A 20029-nucleotide genomic window follows, 5' to 3' on the forward strand; every position below is an offset into this window, starting at 1 on the left:
CTTCGATTTCGCTAACCTGACCTTCATGCTCAGAGCGTGCTCGTTCTCGTTCCAGCGCGGCTGCTTGGTTTGATCTCACCAAATCCCGCAAGGCCCCCCCCACGCGCTTCGTTTGCCTTTGCACCCCATCCATCACTGTCACCATCACACGATGAACCGCCGCACTTTTCACACACTCGCCTTGGGCGCAGGAGCCTCTGCATTCTCATCATCCATCCACGGAGCCGGCGACAGTGTGAAGCCTATTCGTGTAGGCCAGATCGGGACGAAGCATGCACATGCCTCCGGCCAGCTCGAAACGTTGCGTGCGTGTGGTGACTACGAGGTCGTGGGCATCGTGGAGCCTGATGAAGCACAGCGCAAGAAGGTGGAGAAGGACAAGGCGTATGCCGGGCTGCCCTGGCTCACGGAGGAGCAACTGCTGAATACGACCGGATTGCAGGCGGTGTCGGTGGAGACGGATGTGAGTGACCTGCTGAACACGGCGGAGAAGGTGGTGAATGCTGGACTGCACCTGCATCTCGACAAACCCGCAGGGGAATCGCTGGAGCAGTTCAAGCGCATCCTGGACACGGCGACGACGAAGAAGCGTCTTGTGAAAATGGGCTACATGTTCCGCTACAACTCAGGCTTCGATCTCGCGGTGAAAGCTGTTCGCGAGGGATGGCTGGGCGAGATTTCCGTGATCCATGCGGAGATGAGCAAGTTCATGGATGACGCGGGCCGCGTGGAGATGTTGCCGTACAAGGGCGGCTCGATGTTTGAGCTGGGCTGCCATGTCATCGACTCCGTGGTGCGCCTGCTGGGAAAGCCGGAGAAAGTGTCGCCACACATCCAGCGCGGAAAGGATGGTTGGGCGGACAACATGCTTGCCGTGCTGGACTATCCCAAGGCAACCGCCACGGTGCGCAGCTCCATGATTGAAGTACAGGGCGGCGCGCGGCGTCAGTTCGTGGTGTGCGGGAACATGGGCACCGTGGAGATTCTGCCGCTGGAGGCTCCCGTGGTGCGGCTCATGCTGGATCGTCCGCGTGGCGAGTACAAGAAGGGCATCCAGACCGTGAAGGTGGAGAACCTGCCGCGCTATGCGGCGGATTGGGTGGACTTCGCGAAAGCGATTCGCGGGGAGAAGGCGTGGGAGTTCACGCCGGAGCATGACCTCGCGGTGCAGGAGACGGTGCTGAGGGCGAGTGGGATGATGTGATGGCAATGCTGGGTGTGGCAGGCTGCATTGGATTCAACACAGAGACACAGAGACGCAGAGGAACTTCGGAGACTGAGAGTTTCGAGGACGAGAAGGAAGGAAGTTCCCAACCGCGCCCTCCCGCCCAATGACTGACGACCAGTGGCTACTGCCCCTCAACACACCCCATTCACCAGACACAACAAATCATCCGGGTGCGCCACGATTTGCCGTGCGCCATTTTCCTTCAGCTCAGTTTCGCCGCGGAAGCCCCAGCGCACGCCCACGGGGAGCATGCCGGCATTCACAGCGAGTTCCATGTCGATGCCTGAGTCGCCTACATAGGCGCAATCCGCGGGTATCACGCCGAGAGCCTCGCAGATGTCAAAGGCGCCTTGGGGATGGGGTTTGCGGGGCACATTGGCGCGGGCGCCGAGTACGATCTCGAATCCTGCTTCCGGGAAGAAGTGGGCGCAGCAGAGCTTCGTAAAGTGGTCGGGTTTGTTGGAGAGCACGGCCAGCTTCATGCCTCGCTCGCGCAGGTCGGCCAGGGTCTCGCGCATCCCGGTGTAGGGGACGGTCGCGTCCTTCCACGTGTCGTTGTAGTGGCGCTGGTAGTCCGCCACACAGGCATCGATGTCCACCTTGTCCAAGGCCTCCGGGGGGAGGGCGCGCTCCACGAGGGGGCGCACGCCGTCGCCGACGTAGCGGGGGAAGGCGGAAAGGGGTGCCCGGGGGAAGCCACGCTCTACCAGCATGCGGTTCACCGCCTCCGCGATGTCCGCCAGGGAATCTATCAAGGTGCCGTCGAGGTCAAAGATGAACGCTTTCATGGTGGGGTTTGTCGTTCTCCACGAAGCTCAAATGACCGCCCCTGCCAAGTGAAAAAAGGTATCCATCCGGCCCGACCCGTGCTTGGTAACGGGTCGGAACGGTTGTGGCCAGAAACTTAAGAGTTCTTGACAAACCAGTTTGCAAATCTTTGGAAATGGAAGAAATTTTAAAAGGCCAATCCATGCCAGTCCCTCCTCAAGATGTGACGGTTGAGCAGCCGGTTCCCTCGGAGGGAACGACGGCAGGTCGCGGTGTGCCTTCGTCGGCCCCCATTCTCTACCGGCCAAACGTCGCTGCCATCATCCTGAACATGGAGAACAACATCCTGGTGGCCCAGCGCGCCGGATTGAAGGGCGCGTGGCAGTTCCCACAGGGTGGGGTGGACATGGGGGAAGGCTGGGATGAGGCCCTCTACCGCGAGGTGGAGGAGGAAATCGGCCTCAAGCCCGAGAACATCCAAATCCTCGACCGCAAAGGTGGCTACCGCTATGAATTCCCCAAGGGCCGGCTGAAGTACGGCGTCTACGCCGGGCAGGAGCAGGTATACTACCTCTGCCGCTTCCTTGGCCGCGACTCGGACGTCAATCTGAACACGGCCCACCGCGAATTCGACAAGTGGAAGTGGATCCGGCCGGAAAAGTTCGACATGAGCTGGGTGCCGCGCTTCAAGCGTGACGTGTATCTCCGTGTCTTTCGTGACTTCTTCGGCATGGAGAAGTAGGTGCAGACGTAGGTCATGGTGTGACATGTGAAGGCACCACAGAGCGAGCAACAACCCCGGGGCGCCCATACGGTGGCCTGACTCAGAAAGGACGCACTTGGACTGGCAGGCAGGCACGGCAAAAGTCTGGCACGGATTGTGGACCATCTGGGATGCCGCGCGCAAGTTTGCCCTGGAGAACCCGCTCGACCCCTTCCCGCTGAAGCGCACCCTCACGGGGTACAATACGGTGAAGGCGAAGGCGGACGTGCGCGCGGGCATCAATGTGGCGCTGCTCGGCTTCTGCCAGGGCATGGCCTTCGCCTCCATGGCGGGCTTGCCGCTGCGGTATGGCGTGATGTGCTCCGCCATCTCCGCGCTGATTGGTCCGTGGCTGGCCAGTTCCCGTCACACGGTGTTGGGGCCTACGAATGGCTCCGCCTTCATCATCTTCTCCTATTTTGCATCATACCCTCACCTGGACCAGCTGCAGCTCATGCCCATGCTGGTCTTTCTGGTGGGGGCCATGCTCATCCTCGGCGCCTATTTCCGCATCGCGGATCTCGCGCAGTACATCAGCCGCAGCGTCATCGTGGCGTATGTGACCGGCGCGTCTGTGATGATTGTGATCAACCAGGCCCCCTTGCTCCTCGGTGTGGAGCGGGTGGCCACCCGGGTGAAGGAGGGGGAGACCGCGCCTGGGAATGTCTTTGGCAATGTGTGGAACTTCCTCACGCACCTGAGTGCGGCAAACTGGTGGGCCCTTCTCGTGGCGCTCGCTACCGCCGGATGTTATGTGGCCCTGCGCCACTGGAAGCCGAAGTGGCCCGCATTCCTCATCAGCATGCTGCCCGGGCCGCTCGTGTGCCTGCTGCTGCAGCGCTTCAACATTTTCCTGCCTACCTTTGCGAGTGGGGAACTGGACGCGGCGAATCTCCTGCCGCCGTTTCCGTCCTTCCTCTCCTCGGAGGCGCCCTCCCAGTTCGCCCAGCTCTTTGGCCTGGCCCTCGGTATCGCCTTCGTGGCGAATCTGGAGAACAGCATCATGGCCAAGACCCTCGCCAGCCGCGGCAACTACCGCGTGGATGGCAATCAGGACATGCTCAGCCTCGGCGCGGCAAACCTCGCCTGTGCCTACCTCGCCGGCATGCCAGCCAGTGGCAGCCTCACGCGATCTGCGTTGAACTTTGAAAGCGGTGCGCGCACCGCTGTTTCCAGCCTGGTGGGTGGTGCTGTATGCCTCACCGGTGCACTCACCCTCGGCCCGCTCATCGTGTATCTGCCGAAGGCGGCTCTCGCCACGCTGGTGATCTGCATCGCGATCTCCCTCATTCACCGGAGGCAGATCCGCATCTGCCTGCGTGCCACGAAGTCGGACGCGTTTGTGTTCATGGTCACCTTCATCGCCACCCTGCTGGTGCCGCTGCACGTGGCCATCTTCACCGGGGTGGGGGTGGCCATCATGCTCTACCTGCGGAAGGCCGCGCGTCCCTCGCTGGTGGAGTATGAGTTCAACAAGGAAGGCAATCTCGCGGAGGCCGCCCTCAATGCCCAGCGCCAGCATCCTTCCATCTCCATTGTACACGTGGAGGGGGATCTCTTCTTCGGTGCGGCGGAACTCTTCCGGACGCAGATTCAGCGCACCTGCTCCGACCCGAACCTGCGCATCATCATCCTGCGCTTGAAGAATGCCCGCCACCTCGATGCCACGAGCGTGATGGCCCTGGAGGAACTGGTGCAGACCATGCGCAAAGCGGGGCGCGACCTGATTATCAGCGGTGCTGGTAAGGACGTGTACCGCGTGCTGCGCGACAGCGGCGTGCTCAAGGACATCGGTCGCGAAAACTTCTTCATGGGCAGCGCGCAGAATCCGAATATCTCCACGCGAAATGCACTGAAACGCGCCCAGGAGATCATCGGTGCGAAGGAGGCGGACGTGCACATCTACTACGATCCGCGGCATTCGAAGAAGGACGAAGGCGCGAAGTAGTGCACTGGAGTGTGGCTGAGAGGGTTGCGTGGGCGAATCGCAATGTGGCGGAGCATGCTTTTGCAATGGCAGGCATGCGCCCTGCATAAATGCTCAGTGCCGCGCGCTCGCTTTATGGAAGTTCACCTTAAATACAGAAATGTTTATGTGCCAATGGTGCATTTATGGTGACCATATAACGTTGGAAAAAAGACCACTATCTTTTTGTAACTTCTCCGACATTTTGCCGAACAGCTTCCTTTGTCGAGGCTAGGTCTTCTGCATTGCAGCGCGTGTGCGCTCCGGAGGCAGCCTCTCCATCCATCGCCGAACCTTCTCCCATTATGCCAACCGACGCCGTCATCAACGATCTGATCGATACCAACATCATGCCGGGCCTGGATCCTGGCTATACCACAGGGGAACAGCCTGATTTTGGTACGTGGAAAAATCTCGATCCCTTTGGTCTCATCAGCACTGTTCCAGACAGTCCTCTGAGTGACTATGACTTTGGAAACCTGGGTCAGGATCAGGGCCAGGCTTTTTTTGAGAAGATTAACATGGCGCGGAAGCATGAAGATCCGCACCGCGACATGCCGGACGTGGGCGAGCTCGCTCCGGATCAGCTGGCGCCGAAGCCTCTCTCCAACGGCATCGCGCCACTGCAGCACTCCATCTGGGTGGGCAATCCGCTCAATGAAACGGTGCCGAAGCAGAAGGCCTTCATGGATTCCCTGGCGAAGAACAAGCGGGACAATCCTGACTGGACCGTGGTGCTCTGGACCGACCAGAGCCGTGACGCGCTGAACAATGCCCCGGACGACTCCACGCTCGGCAAGATGCGCCAGTGGGCTGCGGAGAACAACGTCGTGCTGGCGAGCATTGATGAAGTCTACGGCGGCAACAACAAGATGTCCGCGCACCACATCTGCAAGCTGGAACAGAACAAGTCCGGCAGTGGTCGTGCCGCCGCGAGTGACATCGTGCGGCTGGAAGTGCTGAAGCGTTTCGGTGGCATGTATGTGGACGGTGACAAGGCGATTCAAGTGCCTCTCGACAAGATCACCGAGGCTGCCGAGAAGAACGTGATGCGCGTCATCGTCCCGCAGGCCAAGGTCGGGACCAACACCGTCCTTGAGCCCGAGACGGATGCGGAGCGGGAGGCAGTGCTGAATGGCATGCGCGTGATCGAAGTGCGTGGATTCGCCGCGGGGAATGAAAACAACCGCTATCAGAACTGCGCGATGATGGCTCCCAAAGGCAGTCCGGCCGTGGAGACCATCCTCGATCGCATCCAGGACAACTACAAACAGGACCGGCATCAACTGAAGAACAATGGCTTCTCGGTGGACGAAGGTGACCGTGCCTCTCGTGTGGAAGTCATCACGCGTACGGGCCCCTCTGTCATGCGTGACACGGTGGATCCCCAGCGGCGCGGCAAGGCGCTGATGCCCCTCGGTTCAGTGAATACGTACACGGGAACCACGAGCTGGACCGGTGAGAAGGTCTTCACCGGTGAGACGGATCCCACCACTCTCGCCGGCAGGATTGGTGATCTGCCCACGCCCCATGCGCTGCATCATCGGGCGGGGGTGGCTGCCACGCAGCCTCCGCGCCTCCCGCAGGTGGACGCCATCAGCGACGAGAGCCGGACGAAGATTGCCAACGCGGTGAAGAAGAGCGTCACCGCACTGAGCTACACCATCCCCAATGAGATGGGACGTCTTGATATGAATCATATCAAGCCCCACCTCGCGAACCTCACTCCGCAGGAGCAGCAACTGGCCATCCACGCCACGCTGCAGACGCTGGCGCGTGATGAGTTCAATGGGGTGAACGGCTTGGTGACCACGCTGCGCCTGCCGAAGGATCTTCCTGTTTCCCGGGAGACGCTGGACTTCCTCCGGGACGGCAACCTGGCGAATCTGGAACTGGACAAGTTCACCGTGCAAGAAGCGGCGCTGGAAGGGAACATGCAATTCCTCCGCTATGCGAAGGACAATGGCATGCTGGACGACCTGAGCGTGCAGACCTCGCAACGTCTGGATGGCGGCAGCAGCCAGGGTGGCCCCCAAGGTGGGAGCCTCGACGTCGTGGAAGCAGCCATCATCGGTGGAAACCGTGATGCCATCCAGTACCTGTCCTCCCTGCCTTCCTTCAGGACGTATCCGAAGATCGATGACGCCGTGAAGAAGGCTGCGGGCTTCGGACAGGTGGATACCGTGATCGCGCTTGCGGAAGCGCACAACAAGCCGGAGGCCATTCATCAGCTTCTGGACGGTGAGAACATTCCCGGACGGATGGGGGTGGAGGTGCTGGAGCGTTTCAAGGGCACCTTCGGCGATCTGGACACCTTCAAACAGGCCTCCGGTCCGCTGCTCACCAAGGCGGTGTTCGACAATGCGACCGACACCATTCCGCGCATGCAGGAATTGGGCGTGGAGATGGACCATCTCGATGCCGATCAGAGGAAGAAGCTCGTCTCCGCCATGAACATGCGGTCCACGGATGCGCCGAAGAGCACCAACATGCTGGTCACTGCGGAGAATCTGGGCGTGGACACGGAACTGCTGTGCGCTGCTGCCAAACAGCAGAACGACTTCCTGACCACCGCCTATCTCGACAAGAATGCGGTGGATGGACCGGCTTGCGATGAGATCCTGCGGAAGGCCGCGCTGGTGGGTGGCGAGGATGATGTGCTCATCACTGCCGCGCGTCTGGAGCGTCCGGACCTCATCACCGCTTCGCTGAACAAGAACCGCCCGGACGATGACAAGATCGCCTTCGGCACCTACGACCCCGAGGCTCAACTGGCGATTGCCCACGCCAAGGTTCCCAACTCAGAAGTGGGCAAGAACGACTACAAGAATGTGGACGTCTCCACCCTGACTCCCCAGCAGGCCCGTGAACTGGTGCAGAAGGCCATGGTGTACTCCCATGACCGTCTGCGTGCGGACGCCACCGGGGACAAGGGACGCGTGCAGGGCTGGAATGAACTGCTGGAGTCCATGAAGACCGAGCCCAACCTCAGTGGTGATGCCAATCTGCAGAGCTTGATTGGCCAGACACAAGGTCAGCTCAGTGGCATGAACAGCAAGACCGTCTCCGTGCGCGACGAGATGCGCCAGAAGGCCAAGGCCGTGGATTCTCCGGACCTCAGCCAGCGCGTTGCCACCAGCACGGGTGGGAAGATTCGCGAATTCTTCAAGGCCAGTCCTGCTCCGCACAAGAGCCCGGATGATCACCAATTCGTGCCATCCAAGGGCATGGTGAAGAAGTAGTCCCTGCTCTGTGATGCTGCGGCATCCTCCGCAATGCCTGCGCGCCCCATCACCCACGAGGTGATGGGGCGCGATGTTTTTGGGGGTGGCAGGATGGAATAGCGCTTGTCGAAAATTCCCCGGACCCCTTACGCTATAGGGTAGCCACTCCGTCGCTGTCCCTGCGTCATGAATACGAGATGCTTCATGTTGATCACAGCTCTGCTGCCAGCGGTGCTGCTGGTGGGGTGTGCCATTGCTGATGCGGCTCCACCGGCTCGGGATGATACGAAGCCGATGGATGCCAAGACGATGTGTACAGCGTTCTGCCACGCAGGCAGTCGTGTGGACACGGAATGTCCCGGTGGCTTCGGCAAGAGCGACAACGATCCCGTGAAGCTGGATGCCTCGAAGCCGGGCAAGCCAGATGAGCTTTCCCTCGTGGCCCTTCCTTCCGCGGCGGTTTCCTTTCACGGTATGAGCCGTGGATTCAAGCTTCTCCTCATCAACCGCACCCATGCAGAGAAGACCTTCGCCGCATCGGACTCCACACTGAACATCATCCGCGAGGCGATGGACACTGACGGCAAGTGGAAGCCCATCGAAAGTCTTCCCCGGACCTTTTGTGGGAACAGCTTCCATCGCGTGTTTCTGCCCGCGGGTCATTGCTGGGAGTTCCCTGTGCCGGAGTACACTGGCACGCAGAAGGTGCGCATGCGCTTTGCTCTCCTGCGTGGCCAGAAGATGGACCCGCTGTACTCCAATGAGTTCGATGGAAGTGTGAATCCGGAGCAGTTCATCCAGAAAGTAGAGCGGTATCCATGGGACCCTGCGGAACCCGCCAAGAAGTGAGCCGTACAGCTTGCGATGTGCTTGCGTGATGGCTTGTGGTATCAAGTTTCCACGTGCTCCGGACCGGGGCGTCGCGTAGGTTGATTCGAGGAATCATCCGTTGGTGGCATGAGCAACGAACCGGAAACACAGTCGCACGCGCATTCTCATGAGCACGGTCATGACCACATACCTGCCCCGGCCCCCGCACAGTCGCAGTCACATGCACATGCACATGCACATGCACATGCACATGCACATGCGCATCTCCACACACATGGCGCCAGTGGGAATCTGCTCACGGCGTTCCTGCTGAATCTCGCCTTCACCGGCATCGAGATCGCGGGCGGATTGTGGACGAATAGCGTCGCCATCCTTAGTGATGCCCTGCATGATGCGGGGGATTCTCTCACGCTGGGGTTGGCGCTGTATCTGCAAAGGGTGTCGGCACGCAATGCGGATGCGCGGTTCACGTACGGATATCGGCGTTTCTCGTCACTGGGGGCGCTCGTTTCCGGGGTGCTGCTCTCGGTGGGCGTGGGGTACATGGGGTGGCAGGCCGTTCATCGCCTGGGAAATCCGGAACCGGTGCACGCCTCCGGCATGATGGCGCTCGCCGTGGTGGGAGTGCTCTTCAATGGGTTCGCGGCGTGGAAGCTGCGACACAGTCATTCACTGAATGAGAAGGTTGCGGGCTGGCACCTCGTCGAGGATACGCTGGGCTGGATTGCAGTGCTCATCGGCAGCGGCATTATGGCGATGTGGGATGTGCCCATCGTGGATCCGCTGCTCTCGTTGGGCATCTCGCTCTTCATCCTGTGGAATGTGATCCGCAACCTGCGGCAGGTGGCCATGGTATTTCTGCAGCGTGCTCCGACGGGGTTTGATGTGGAGGAGTTCGAGAAGAAGCTGTGCGATCTTCCCGGTGTGCTGAATGCGCACCACACCCAGACATGGACGGTGGATGGCGAATATCATGTGCTCTCCACGCATCTCGTGCTGAAGCCCAGCAGCACGCGCGAGGAGGTCGTGGAAGCGAAGAGGCAAGTGCATCGCCTGCTGAGAGAGCAGGATTTCGAGCACATCACCGTGGAGGTGGAGTTGGAGGGGGAGGATTGCAGCGCGGACGAATGCGGAGATGGCGCTTCTGCAGGAAAGCCGGATGCGAAATGAGAAATGAAAGGTGGGGGGCGCGCGTGTCACTTTTCATTTCTCATTTTGCATTGGTTCGTGGTCTGTGTCGGACATGATGATGAGTAGCGATAGCAGCCAGGGCGTCAGTTCTACGCCGAAGGCGTTGCACACTGTCCAGCCCAAGGTCAGCCTGCGAAGCATGCGCCACCTTGGGTGAGGTTCAGGTGATATTTGAACTCTGTAAGAGTTCCACAAAGATGGCGACCAGATGGAAAGTCCGCGACATTCTGCATCGGCATTTTTGTGGAACGCTTTCAGCGTTCGGCATCCGGGCGCATCTACCCAAGGTGGCGCTCACCGCTTCGCGGTGGAGCTTACCTTGGGCTGGACGATGTGGAACGCCTTCGGCGTCCAAGATGCATGAGGCATCATGATGGCTTTGATGCGTCGGGCGTGAGCGGACACTCTGGCCCGTCGAGGGAACGAGTGAAGGCTGCGAGGAGCAGTGAGACCCGAGCAAGTGCAGCGGATGTCACAGGTCCCTGCCAAAGACATCGGCGAGAATCGGTTTCGTTTGTGCGATGTCGAATGGTGTGACCTCGAACTCTCCCCGAATATCGGGCTTGGCTCCCGCAGCCAGGAGCATCCTGACGATGCTTTCGTTTGCCACCCGGCACGCCACATGCAGCGGCGTTTCGCTCATCTCACCGATGGCGTTTGGGTCAGCGCCAGCCTGAAGAAGAAGCTGCACACCTTCCGCGTCTTCCCGCCAGCACATCACATGGAGGGGTGTGTCGCCATCATAACCGTGGCTGGATATCTCCACTGCCGCGCCCTCCAACACTTCGGGAAAGAGCACGTCAGCTACGGAATCGAGGGCATCCTGGACATTTCGCGCCGCCATGTTGACGCCCAATATACAGAGCCCTGCAAACGTGCAGATGAAAACCACGCGGCTTCGCCACTGCTCGTCCCCGACACTCCTCCTATCCTCACCAGCGCTGCGACTTTTCTACCATCACGCAAATCCGGCACACATTCCGCGTACCCCTTCCATGAAGCCCAATCGCCGTCGTTTCCTCAAGGCCACCTCTACCGGCGCCGTCGCGTCAGCCTTGCTGCGAGATGCTTCTCAACCTGCTGCTGCGGCTGAAAGCAAATCACCTGCTGCCGCGTCCAGGAAATCCAATCTCATTGTCCAGGAGAATGCACGAGAGGGTTCTCTCGACTGGCAACTCACGCGTGTGCGGCTCGACAGTACCGCAGGCTTCCGCTCCTCCCTGATCGAGGGGTATTGCTCAAAGCAATCCGTCAAGGCGGGCGAGTCCATCGATATCTTCGTGAGCACGAAACCGGTGGCGAAGTTCGAAATCGAAATCTTCCGTACTGGTTACTATGGCGGGCGCGGTGCCCGGCTGATGACGAAGGTCGGTCCCTTCCAAGGCAAGACGCAAGAGACGCCTGCCATGGGTGAAAAGCAATTGCACGAATGCCGCTGGGAGGCCTGCACCTCTGTGAAGATTCCGGAGGACTGGGTGAGTGGCGTATACCTCGGTCGCCTCACCACGCTTCCGGATGAAGGCCCGTACTGGCAGAGTTACGTCGTCTTCATCGTGAAGGATGATCGTCCCGCGGAAATCCTGCTGCAGTGCAGTGACAATACCTGGCAGGCCTACAATCGCTGGCCGGACAAGTATTCCATCTACACCCACCCCAAGGGGAACCAGGGGCCCTGGGCCGATGTCAGCTATGACCGACCCTATGCGAAGTATGCGCAGATCTATGAAAATCCGCAATCCATCGGCTCCGGGGAGTGGCTGTGCTTTGAGTTCCCCATGGCCTACTGGCTGGAGCAGGAGGGCTACGATGTGACTTACTGCTCCAATGTGGACCTGCGCACACCCGACCGCGCACTGAAGTGCAAGGCCTTCCTCAGTGTGGGGCATGACGAGTACTGGCACATCGATCAATACAACAGCGTCGTGGCCCTGCGTGATGCGGGGGTGAATGTGATGTTCTTCTCCGGGAACTCCGTGTGCTGGGTCACGCCATTGCGGCCGGGATTCGACGGACGTGAGAACCGCATCATGTTCCGCGGTGGTCCCTATGGAGGAGAGCACAAGTGGGCCGTGGAGCGCGCTGAGCAGCACGGCCCCTTCCCGGAGCGCGGTCCGGATGAAGGCTACCTCATGGGCTCACGGAACATCCGCCCCGTGAACGGTGGCGGGGACTGGATTTGCGAAAAGCCAGACCACTGGATCTTCGAAGGCACGGGCATGAAGAAGGGGGAAGCCATCCCCGGGCTTATCGGCTGGGAGTACCATGGCGACCCGCCGGATATCAAGGGCCTGGAAGTCGTCGCTGCTGGCACGGCTTGGCAGGGGGGCACCAATCCCTCAAACTGGACCGCGACCATCTATCCGGGGCCGAAGGGGAACTTTGTCTTCAATGCCTCCACTATCTTCTGGTGCCAGGGCCTGAGCAGCCCTCCCGGGCATATGCTGCCCTGGTCCCACTGGAGCAGGCCCCACGGTCCGGATGCGCGGGTGCAGCGGATCACGAAGAACTTGATGGACAGGGCGGTGGGGTAGGGGAGGAGGGCGAGGGATAGGGGACAAGGAGGTGTTCGAGCTTTTGGAGGCAGGTCTGGGTATGCGGTTGATTCGCCCCCTTTTCAGCCCCGCAAGACCGGCAAAAAAACCTCCGTAGAACATACATCTCTGGCGGGTTGCGGGTTTCCCCGATCTCGGTATGGTTCGCGCTTACATTTTCCCCCAGACCGATACTCCATGTCCCAATCCGAGCCGACTCCCGGGCCTCTCCACAAGACTCAGGAACTGAGCCGTAAAACGGTCTTCCGTTTTACGGTCTGTACCGTGCTGGCCACGCTCGTTGGCTGGTACATCAATGCACTCTTCACCTTCGCGGGGAACACCTACGGGTTCAACAACCGCTTCACCGAGGTGGCCGTGGGGCATCATTGGTTCTACCTTGTCTGGAGCAATGTGGAGGTGATGAAGGCCTATGTCATCGTGGCCATCATCTTCACGGCGGTGATTTATCCCATCGTGCTGCTCTGGCAGAAGTGGCAGGTCTTTGGTCGCTGGGGCGTCATCTGGCGCGCGCTGGCCCTATGCGGGGCGCTTTATGGCTTCTTTGTGTTCCGCCTCATGCTGAACAAACCCTACTTCGGGAACTACAGCTACTTTGACCAGGGGTGGAAGAAATTCGGTGACTGGTTTGGCGCGGCCATCCAGCAGGGGTTCGGGTTCTTTGTGCTCTACATCTTCCCGGCGATCGCGGTGCTCGTGTGCGGTCTGTTTTATCTGAATGAACTGCGCCGTCTGATGAAGCGCCGCCCGCGTCTGCTGCCCTGGCCGATCCTGGGGCCTGCGGCCATTCTCATCGGATTGGTGGTCACCGGCCACGGCTTCATCAAGGATGAGCCCAAGCCTGCTGCCGGAGAGCAGGTGGTGAAGAAGAAGGCCAAGCCGAAGAACATCCTCATCCTCGCCTCGGATTCCTTCCGCTCAGACCGGCTCTCGTGCAATGGCTACGGCCGCCTGACCTCGCCGAACATCGACCGCATTGCAGCGGAGGGCATCACGTTCCGGAAATGCTTCACGCCCATTGCGTCCACGCTGGAGAGCCTCACGAGCATGTTCTCCAGCCAGTATCCGCATACGCATGGCATCCAGCACATGTTCCCGAACAAGGACCAGGTGACCCAGGCCAATGCCAAGGCACCCGGGCTCGGCACCATCCTGCGTGGGCATGGGTATGATACCGCCGTCATCGGCGACTGGTGCGCCTGTGGTTTCAAGGAGCTGCCCATGGGCTTCGAGCACATCACGGTCTCTGATTTCGACAACTTCAAGGTCTACATGAGCGAGGTGGTGTACCTGCATCACCAGATCCTGCCCTTGTTCTTTGACAACCGCGCCGGCCACTGGCTTTTCCCGAAGCTGAAGTCCTTTGCGAACTTCATGACCCCCGATGTGGTGACGAATCAGGTCATCGACCGCATGCAGGAGCGCGACAAGGACGAGAAGCCGTTCATCATTTTCGCCTTCTACTCCTGTACACACCTGCCCTACCGCACCCCGCGCCAGTATGCCGAGATCTGGGGTGACCCGGACTACAAGGGGGATCACAACTTTGAGCTCAAGCTCAACGTGGACGAGTTCATTGGAAACGTGGATATCGGCAACAAGTGGGAAAAGCTGCCGAAGAAGGATGTCGAGCAGATCGATGCGCTCTACGACGGTTGCGTACGCATGTTTGACGACTGTGTGGGTCGCATCATGGCCGAGCTGGATGCCAGCGGGATGAAGGATGATACCATCGTGCTCATCACCGGAGACCATGGCGATGACCTCTTCGAGCCAAACGTCACCTTCGGTCATGGCCTCACCTTCAATGGCGGCGACCAGAGCAACAACATCCCCTTCGTCCTGCGTGTGCCGGGTGTTGAGAATCGCGGTCGCACCTCGGACAAGATCACCCGCTCGATCGACTTCGCCCCAACGCTGCTGGATCTTGCTGGTTTGCCCCCGGAGCCGCGGTTCGAAGGGAAGAGTGTGGTCCCGTATGTGAAGGGAAATGCGGACCTCTCCTTGGCATGGTATGGCGAGACGAGCTATCTCTTCTTCCGCCGCAAGATCCCCGGCGAGGAGCCTCTCTTCATTCCCGCGATGGATGAGACCACTACGATCGACCCGGAGTTCGACTTCCACTTTGTGCTGAAGGACAAGTATCAGGAGGACGTGATTCGCACCAAGGAGCGCTGCCTGCGCACGGAGCGGTTCAAGCTGGTCTACACTCCCGGCGTGAAGGGCCCCATCTACCGCCTCTTCGACCTTGCTGAAGACAAGCATTGCGAGGTGGATGTGAAGAAGAAGTTCCCTGCTGTGTTCGATGCGATGAAGACCGCGCTGGTGAAATGGCGGGATGAGCACAAGGAAAGCACCATCAAGGAAATCTTCATGGGGCAGGATGAGTTTGGCATCAAGCCCGGGGACCTTCTGCCTGCCGCGACGCCGGTGAAATAGGGGTGCAGGCGGGTGGTGTGTCGGCTGCGTTGGAGAGGTTCCGTTCCTCTTCCTTCGCCTGACGTGCCTAGTTGCTGAAATGACGCGCCCCACGCCGCGTTACACAGCCGCATGAAGCTTCCTACCTTCCTCGCTTCCCTGTTGCTGGCACTGGGCTTCCACCTCTCCGCCACCGCCGCAGACCAGCGCCCCAATGTCATTGTCATCGTCTCCGATGATCAGGGTTGGGCGGATGTGGGGTATCACAATCCCGAGATGCGCACGCCGAACCTCGACCGTCTCGCGAAGGAGGGCGTGGAACTGGACCATCACTACGTGCAGCCGCAGTGCACGCCCACCCGCGTGGCGCTGATGACGGCGCGCTATCCCAGCAGGTTCGGTCCGCACTGCACACAGGCCAGCGCGGATCATGCCTATCCTTTCGAGACGCTCACGATGGGGAAAATGTTCCAATCATTGGGCTACGACACGGCACTTATTGGGAAATGGCACATGGGCAGCAAGCAGGAGTGGGGGCCGAATCATCATGGTTTTCACTACAGCTATGGCTGCTTCGATGGAGCAGTAGGGCCGCTCAATCACCTCTACCGGAAGAACGCGAAGTCCTGGCATCGCAATGGCGAGTTCATCGAGGAAGAGGGACATGCCACCGATCTCATCGCACGCGAAGCTTCCCAGTGGATCTCTCGCAAGCACGATGGGAATCCCTTCTTCCTCTACCTCGCCTTCACGGCGGTGCACACACCCGTGGTGGAGGAGCAGAAGTGGCTGGATGCGAATGCGCATATCTCGGATCCGGACCGCCGCCTCTTCGCCGCAAGTGCCACCCACATGGACTCGGCCATTGGCGAGGTGGTAGCCACGCTGGAGAAGCAGAAGCTGCGTGAGAATACCCTCATCATCTTCACCTCGGACAACGGCGGCATCCACAAGGCCTACAAGGGGAGCAACTACCCCGAGCCCGACCCCTCCCTCGCTGCGGGCTTCAGCAGCAATGCACCCCTGCGCGGTGGCAAGGGCGAGATGTATGAAGGCGGCATGCGCGTGCCGGCCTTCATCAACTGGCCCGCGAAGCTGAAGCCGCACAAGCTGTCCACGCCCATGCATGTGGTCGACTGGATGCCCACCCTCGCCGCACTCACGGGATACAAGCCGGCCGCGGATGCCGACCCAAAGTGGGATGGCCAGAACATCTTCGCCCTGTTGGAGGATCCTGCTGCCTCCTCGGGTCCGCGGGAATTCTACTGGGTCTGGGGTGCCGGACGCTTCTGGGAAGGCCAGCGCCATGGCGACTGGAAGATCATCCGCGAGAACCGCAAGCCGAAGGGCAAGGCCGCCCAGGAAGCCGCTGCCGCAGGCGCTCCGCCTGCCAGTACATGGATGCTCTTCAATGTGGCGGAAGACCCTCTGGAGAAAACCGACCTCGCAGCGGCGAAGACGGAGATTGTCGCGGATCTGGTGAGCCGATTCGAAGCACAGAAGCAGAAGGACAATCTGAAGCCGGGGTCTGATGGAGCAAAACCCTCTGGAGGGGAATAGGAAGGCTCGCCACATAGGGACTACGATGTCTTTCCTGTGCAGAGGCCGGTGTGAAAACCAGCTTCCAGGCGGCGGTTCGTCATACCCATGGAACAGAATTTCTGGCGGGACCGTAACCTTGGTCAATCCATTCCGATTTCCTCCCTTGAAAGCTACCACTTCAAATCAACTCAACTTCAAAAGGCCATGGCAGACATCGACAAACTCGTTAAGGAATACTCCGACAGGCTGACCTACAAGCGCCTGCTTGGCGACGCACTGACAAATGCCTCACCCGAGGAAATCGAACTCGATAAGGCCAAGGCCAATGTCGACGTTGGCAGCCAGGTATTCAGTGAAATCGAAGGCAGAACGGACCTTACACCTCAGGAAAAACAGCAGGTGTATCAAGGGCTGGTGAAGGCCGCCGTGCAGGACGAACTGAACACTACCGTCGACCCCGCCACCCTGCTGCGCGGAAACTCTGCGACCTCACGGTTCATGACCGACTACATGAACACCTACGCCAAGGAGTACATGGATTCTGTGGCCAAGGATACCTTGAAGGTGGCCATGAAGGTTAAGTCCCAGCTGCCGGAGTCGGTCGTGGGTACGGAAGATACGAATCCTTTCAGCTCCAGTGTCATCAATAGCAATACCATCAGCGAGGGAGACAAAGCCAAGCTCCGCGACATCTGTGGCGAGATCACCAAGGAGACAATCGAATCCAGCGAGCGGAATCTCCCCAAGCTCTCACCTGAGGCCCGGGAGTTTATGAAGAGTGCGCTTGAGCCGACAGCCGGCAACCAGAAGGCGATGAACACGGTCGTGGCCAGCACCCTGCTGCTGAGAGGTGCATCGACCTCCCTGTTCAACGGCAGTGCCAAGCTGCGTCAGAAGGACGACACGAAGGATGTCGGTAACTTGATGTTGGGCGCAAATATCGCCGTGCAGACGTATGCCAACTTCGTGAACAAGCCGTTGGGTGAGCAGGTGAGCCAGGGCAAACCCCAAGATGAAACCGTGAACAATCTGCGCAACGAGAAGGGACTGGGCCAGACACTCTCCGCCTACAAGGCCATCGCCGAGGGATCGCAGTCAATCGACAGGTTTGTGGGCCTGAAGAGATTCGACAACCGCATCAATGAACTCAATGACAAGAAGACCCAGCTTGAGCAGAACCCGACCTTCGGCGACAAGTTCAAGGCCTTCTTCCAGCATGGCCTCAAGGGGGTGAAGGGCGAGATCGAGAAGCTCCAGGGTAAGATCGACATCACCACCATGGCAAAGGACACCATGGTGCAGGGGAAGAGCCTGGACGAACTCCAGAAGAAACTGGAGGGAATGAAAGTCGACCGCGCCGAGTTCGCTCTGGCCATGGAGTCGGCCAGGAACATTGTGGGACTGAGACGCCTTGAGGAGAGCATGGGCAATACGCCAAGCATGTCAGACGAGCAGGTGAACAAGGCTCTGGACACCCACGCGCGGGCGAAGATTGAAAAGGAAGACCTCAATCCGAAGATCAAGGAGCAGGAGAAGATCGTCAAGGTTCGTGAGAAGCTGGCGCCCGAGGAGGCGAGCCATGGTCAGGGTCACAAGCAACAGCAAGGGACCGGTACGAAGATCCACTGAGCTCACGGATAAGCTTCTGCAACACTTGGAACGCACACACGCTGGCGCCGGATACTCTGGTGCCGGCGTGAATCATTTTGAGGCTGACACCGGCGGGTTGGTGGCCACACTGGAAAAAACGCCCGCGGCGCGACAGTGCTTCCAGCATCTCCACCTCGGGCCAAAGGCGGCGTCCGCTGTCAATCTCGACAGCTCCCAGCCTGAGTTGGTACCGGAGCTTTCGATTGTTGGCAGCATTCGCTGGAACAGCGTGACAGCAAAAAAAGTGTGGCAATGGCGTAACTCTGGGGAAATCGTGCCGAAACCTGTACTTGTAGACAACCTCCTCCAACGCCTGCCCCCCCCCTGGCGCACCGAGTCGAACTGCCGCTAAAATTCAACCTAACTTCACAAAGCCATGCCAGGAGAGCACATCGATAAACTTGTCCAGGGATACACCGACCGCCTATTGTATGACGGTCCGGACCAGGACAAGAAGTCAAACAAGGTCGGCACCGATATCTTCAATGAAATCGAGAGCAGCACCCTGACTGCCCAGGAGAAGCAGGAAGTCTACCAGAAGCTCGTGAAGGCTGGCGTGCAGGACGAGCTCAAGAAGGCCACCGCGGATCCCACCACCATGATGCGTACGGATTCGATCACGACGCGATTCATGACCGACTACATGAATGTCTACGCCAAGGATTACATTGATGCGGTGCGTCAGGACACCTTGACTGCGACGGTGCAGGCCAAATCCCAACTGCCGAGCTCGCTCAATGGCAAGATGAATCCCTTCGGGAACTACGACGGTGTAAGTGAGCAGGACAAGGCCCAGATTCTCAAAGTGACCGGTGAGATCTCCACGGAATCGATCCGTTCAGGTGAGCGAAACCTGACCAAACTCTCACCTGAGGCCCGGGAGTTCATGAAGGCTGCGCTCGAACCGTTGGGCGAAAACCAGGGCGCGAAGAATACCGTTGTCTCCAACACCCTTCTGCTGAGAGGGGCTCTCGCACAGGTAAACAAGGATGCCGTGGATTTGCGCCTCAAACCGGAGACACGGGACGTCGGCGAGCTGATGTTCGGCGCCAACAAGGCCACGTTGACTTTCGGCAACACCATCAACAGGCCACTCGACAATCCTCTTGGCACCGACAAGGAGCAGAACCAGGTGGTCAACCAGATGCGCACCAAGGAGAACATGGGCCGGACCCTTGATGCCTTCAAAGCCGTCTCCCAGGGCTCGGATTCGATTAACAATTTCGTGTCGGAAATCCCGTTGAGAGGGTTCAATGACCGCCTCAAGGAACTCAATGACAAGAAGACCCAGCTTGAGCAGAACCCGACCTTCGGCGACAAGTTCAAGGCCTTCTTCCAGCACGGCCTGAAGGGGGTGAAAGGCGAGATTGAAAAGATTGAGGGTAAGATCGAGGTGACGGAACTGGCCAAGCAGTCCGTGAAGGATGGCACGAGCATGGAGGACCTGCAGAAGAAGCTGGACGGCATGAAAGTCGACCGCGCCGAGTACCTGCTGGCCATGAAAACAGCCAAGGATGTGGTGACCCTGAACAATGCCGCGAAGAGCGTGAACATGGAGTCCAGCTTCTCCAAGGAGCAGGTGGACAAGGCCATCCTGATGCACGAAACCGTCAAACCTGAGGCTGAAAAGGTTCAGGCCAAGATCGACCAGCAGGAAAAGGTCATGTCCGTCCGCGAGAAGCTGGGTCCCAAGGCACCGCAAACAGGCCAGGGCCAGTCGCAGGGCAAGGGAGTCTCAGTGTGAGTTGATAGCCTCGCTCCCACAACCATTCACGCTGACGTCGGATGCTCCGGCGTCAGCGTTTTTCATGTTGATGGGGTGGGGTGCGGAAGGGGAATTGGCTTTCATGAGCAAGCCATCCTGATTCACGACTTCATTCTTTTCACTTGCCATAC

The 20029-nt window shown here is 59.3% G+C and carries 13 protein-coding genes; 11 read left to right on the forward strand and 2 right to left on the reverse strand.

The annotated features are described in order from the left end of the window. Window positions 1-151 precede the first annotated feature (151 nt). Entirely contained in the window at window positions 152-1204 is a 1053-nt protein-coding gene (locus DES53_RS13635; RefSeq protein WP_113958823.1) for a Gfo/Idh/MocA family protein, read from the forward strand. Window positions 1205-1359: 155 nt separating this feature from the next. On the opposite strand, the gene DES53_RS13640 is transcribed toward DES53_RS13635, so the two are convergent. Beyond that, complete coding sequence (locus DES53_RS13640; RefSeq protein ID WP_113958824.1) at window positions 1360-2016, reverse strand: HAD family hydrolase; 657 nt, start codon at window positions 2014-2016, stop codon at window positions 1360-1362. Between the two features lie 182 nt (window positions 2017-2198). Here DES53_RS13640 and DES53_RS13645 point away from each other — a divergent pair, with 182 nt between their 5' ends. The 5 genes from DES53_RS13645 to DES53_RS13665 all read left to right on the forward strand — a co-directional run bounded on the left by DES53_RS13645 (window position 2199) and on the right by DES53_RS13665 (window position 9950). Then, on the forward strand, window positions 2199-2738 hold the full coding sequence (locus DES53_RS13645; protein ID WP_113959077.1) for an RNA pyrophosphohydrolase: 540 nt from the start codon (window positions 2199-2201) through the stop codon (window positions 2736-2738). A gap of 97 nt (window positions 2739-2835) precedes the next feature. Beyond that, the gene (locus tag DES53_RS13650) at window positions 2836-4707 is read left to right on the forward strand and encodes a SulP family inorganic anion transporter (protein ID WP_113958825.1); all 1872 of its coding nucleotides are present in this window, start codon (window positions 2836-2838) and stop codon (window positions 4705-4707) included. 323 nt (window positions 4708-5030) lie between these two features. Then, window positions 5031-7967 (forward strand): TcdA/TcdB catalytic glycosyltransferase domain-containing protein, encoded by a 2937-nt coding sequence (locus tag DES53_RS13655; protein WP_147263396.1) that lies wholly within the window; start codon window positions 5031-5033, stop codon window positions 7965-7967. 168 nt (window positions 7968-8135) lie between these two features. After that, a complete protein-coding gene (locus tag DES53_RS13660; RefSeq protein ID WP_170157096.1) occupies window positions 8136-8798 on the forward strand; it encodes a hypothetical protein in 663 nt (220 codons plus the stop codon). Window positions 8799-8906: 108 nt separating this feature from the next. Then, entirely contained in the window at window positions 8907-9950 is a 1044-nt protein-coding gene (locus DES53_RS13665) for a cation diffusion facilitator family transporter (protein WP_113958828.1), read from the forward strand. 493 nt (window positions 9951-10443) lie between these two features. Here DES53_RS13665 and DES53_RS13670 read toward each other — a convergent pair whose 3' ends face one another. Further along, window positions 10444-10815 carry an ankyrin repeat domain-containing protein gene (locus tag DES53_RS13670; protein ID WP_113958829.1) on the reverse strand — a complete coding sequence of 124 codons (372 nt, stop codon included), beginning with the start codon at window positions 10813-10815 and terminating at the stop codon, window positions 10444-10446. Window positions 10816-10966: 151 nt separating this feature from the next. On the opposite strand from DES53_RS13670, the gene DES53_RS13675 reads away from it, so the two are divergent. The 5 genes from DES53_RS13675 (at window position 10967) to DES53_RS13700 (ending at window position 19877) form a co-directional block, all read left to right on the forward strand. Next, a complete protein-coding gene (locus tag DES53_RS13675; RefSeq protein ID WP_113958830.1) occupies window positions 10967-12502 on the forward strand; it encodes a N,N-dimethylformamidase beta subunit family domain-containing protein in 1536 nt (511 codons plus the stop codon). A gap of 198 nt (window positions 12503-12700) precedes the next feature. After that, window positions 12701-14962, forward strand: coding sequence for a sulfatase (locus DES53_RS13680; protein WP_113958831.1), 2262 nt, complete (start codon window positions 12701-12703; stop codon window positions 14960-14962). Between the two features lie 111 nt (window positions 14963-15073). Beyond that, complete coding sequence (locus DES53_RS13685) at window positions 15074-16501, forward strand: sulfatase family protein (protein ID WP_113958832.1); 1428 nt, start codon at window positions 15074-15076, stop codon at window positions 16499-16501. Window positions 16502-16588: 87 nt separating this feature from the next. Continuing rightward, on the forward strand, window positions 16589-18112 hold the full coding sequence (locus DES53_RS13690; protein ID WP_113958833.1) for a RasGAP domain-containing protein: 1524 nt from the start codon (window positions 16589-16591) through the stop codon (window positions 18110-18112). Window positions 18113-18509: 397 nt separating this feature from the next. Next, on the forward strand, window positions 18510-19877 hold the full coding sequence (locus DES53_RS13700) for a RasGAP domain-containing protein (protein WP_113958835.1): 1368 nt from the start codon (window positions 18510-18512) through the stop codon (window positions 19875-19877). The last annotated feature ends 152 nt before the right edge of the window (window positions 19878-20029 follow it).

The sequence above is a fragment of the Roseimicrobium gellanilyticum genome (assembly GCF_003315205.1).
Taxonomy (GTDB): domain Bacteria; phylum Verrucomicrobiota; class Verrucomicrobiia; order Verrucomicrobiales; family Verrucomicrobiaceae; genus Roseimicrobium; species Roseimicrobium gellanilyticum.

What these genes read in the sequence shown, in the direction of transcription:
- DES53_RS13635 (WP_113958823.1), top strand. Translation starts at nt 152, where the DNA reads ATGAACCGCCGCACTTTTCACACACTCGCCTTGGGCGCAGGAGCCTCT.
- DES53_RS13640 (WP_113958824.1), bottom strand. Translation starts at nt 2,016, where the DNA reads ATGAAAGCGTTCATCTTTGACCTCGACGGCACCTTGATAGATTCCCTG.
- DES53_RS13645 (WP_113959077.1), top strand. Translation starts at nt 2,199, where the DNA reads ATGCCAGTCCCTCCTCAAGATGTGACGGTTGAGCAGCCGGTTCCCTCG.
- DES53_RS13655 (WP_147263396.1), top strand. Translation starts at nt 5,031, where the DNA reads ATGCCAACCGACGCCGTCATCAACGATCTGATCGATACCAACATCATG.
- DES53_RS13660 (WP_170157096.1), top strand. Translation starts at nt 8,136, where the DNA reads ATGAATACGAGATGCTTCATGTTGATCACAGCTCTGCTGCCAGCGGTG.
- DES53_RS13665 (WP_113958828.1), top strand. Translation starts at nt 8,907, where the DNA reads ATGAGCAACGAACCGGAAACACAGTCGCACGCGCATTCTCATGAGCAC.
- DES53_RS13670 (WP_113958829.1), bottom strand. Translation starts at nt 10,815, where the DNA reads ATGGCGGCGCGAAATGTCCAGGATGCCCTCGATTCCGTAGCTGACGTG.
- DES53_RS13675 (WP_113958830.1), top strand. Translation starts at nt 10,967, where the DNA reads ATGAAGCCCAATCGCCGTCGTTTCCTCAAGGCCACCTCTACCGGCGCC.
- DES53_RS13680 (WP_113958831.1), top strand. Translation starts at nt 12,701, where the DNA reads ATGTCCCAATCCGAGCCGACTCCCGGGCCTCTCCACAAGACTCAGGAA.
- DES53_RS13685 (WP_113958832.1), top strand. Translation starts at nt 15,074, where the DNA reads ATGAAGCTTCCTACCTTCCTCGCTTCCCTGTTGCTGGCACTGGGCTTC.
- DES53_RS13690 (WP_113958833.1), top strand. Translation starts at nt 16,589, where the DNA reads ATGGAACAGAATTTCTGGCGGGACCGTAACCTTGGTCAATCCATTCCG.
- DES53_RS13700 (WP_113958835.1), top strand. Translation starts at nt 18,510, where the DNA reads ATGCCAGGAGAGCACATCGATAAACTTGTCCAGGGATACACCGACCGC.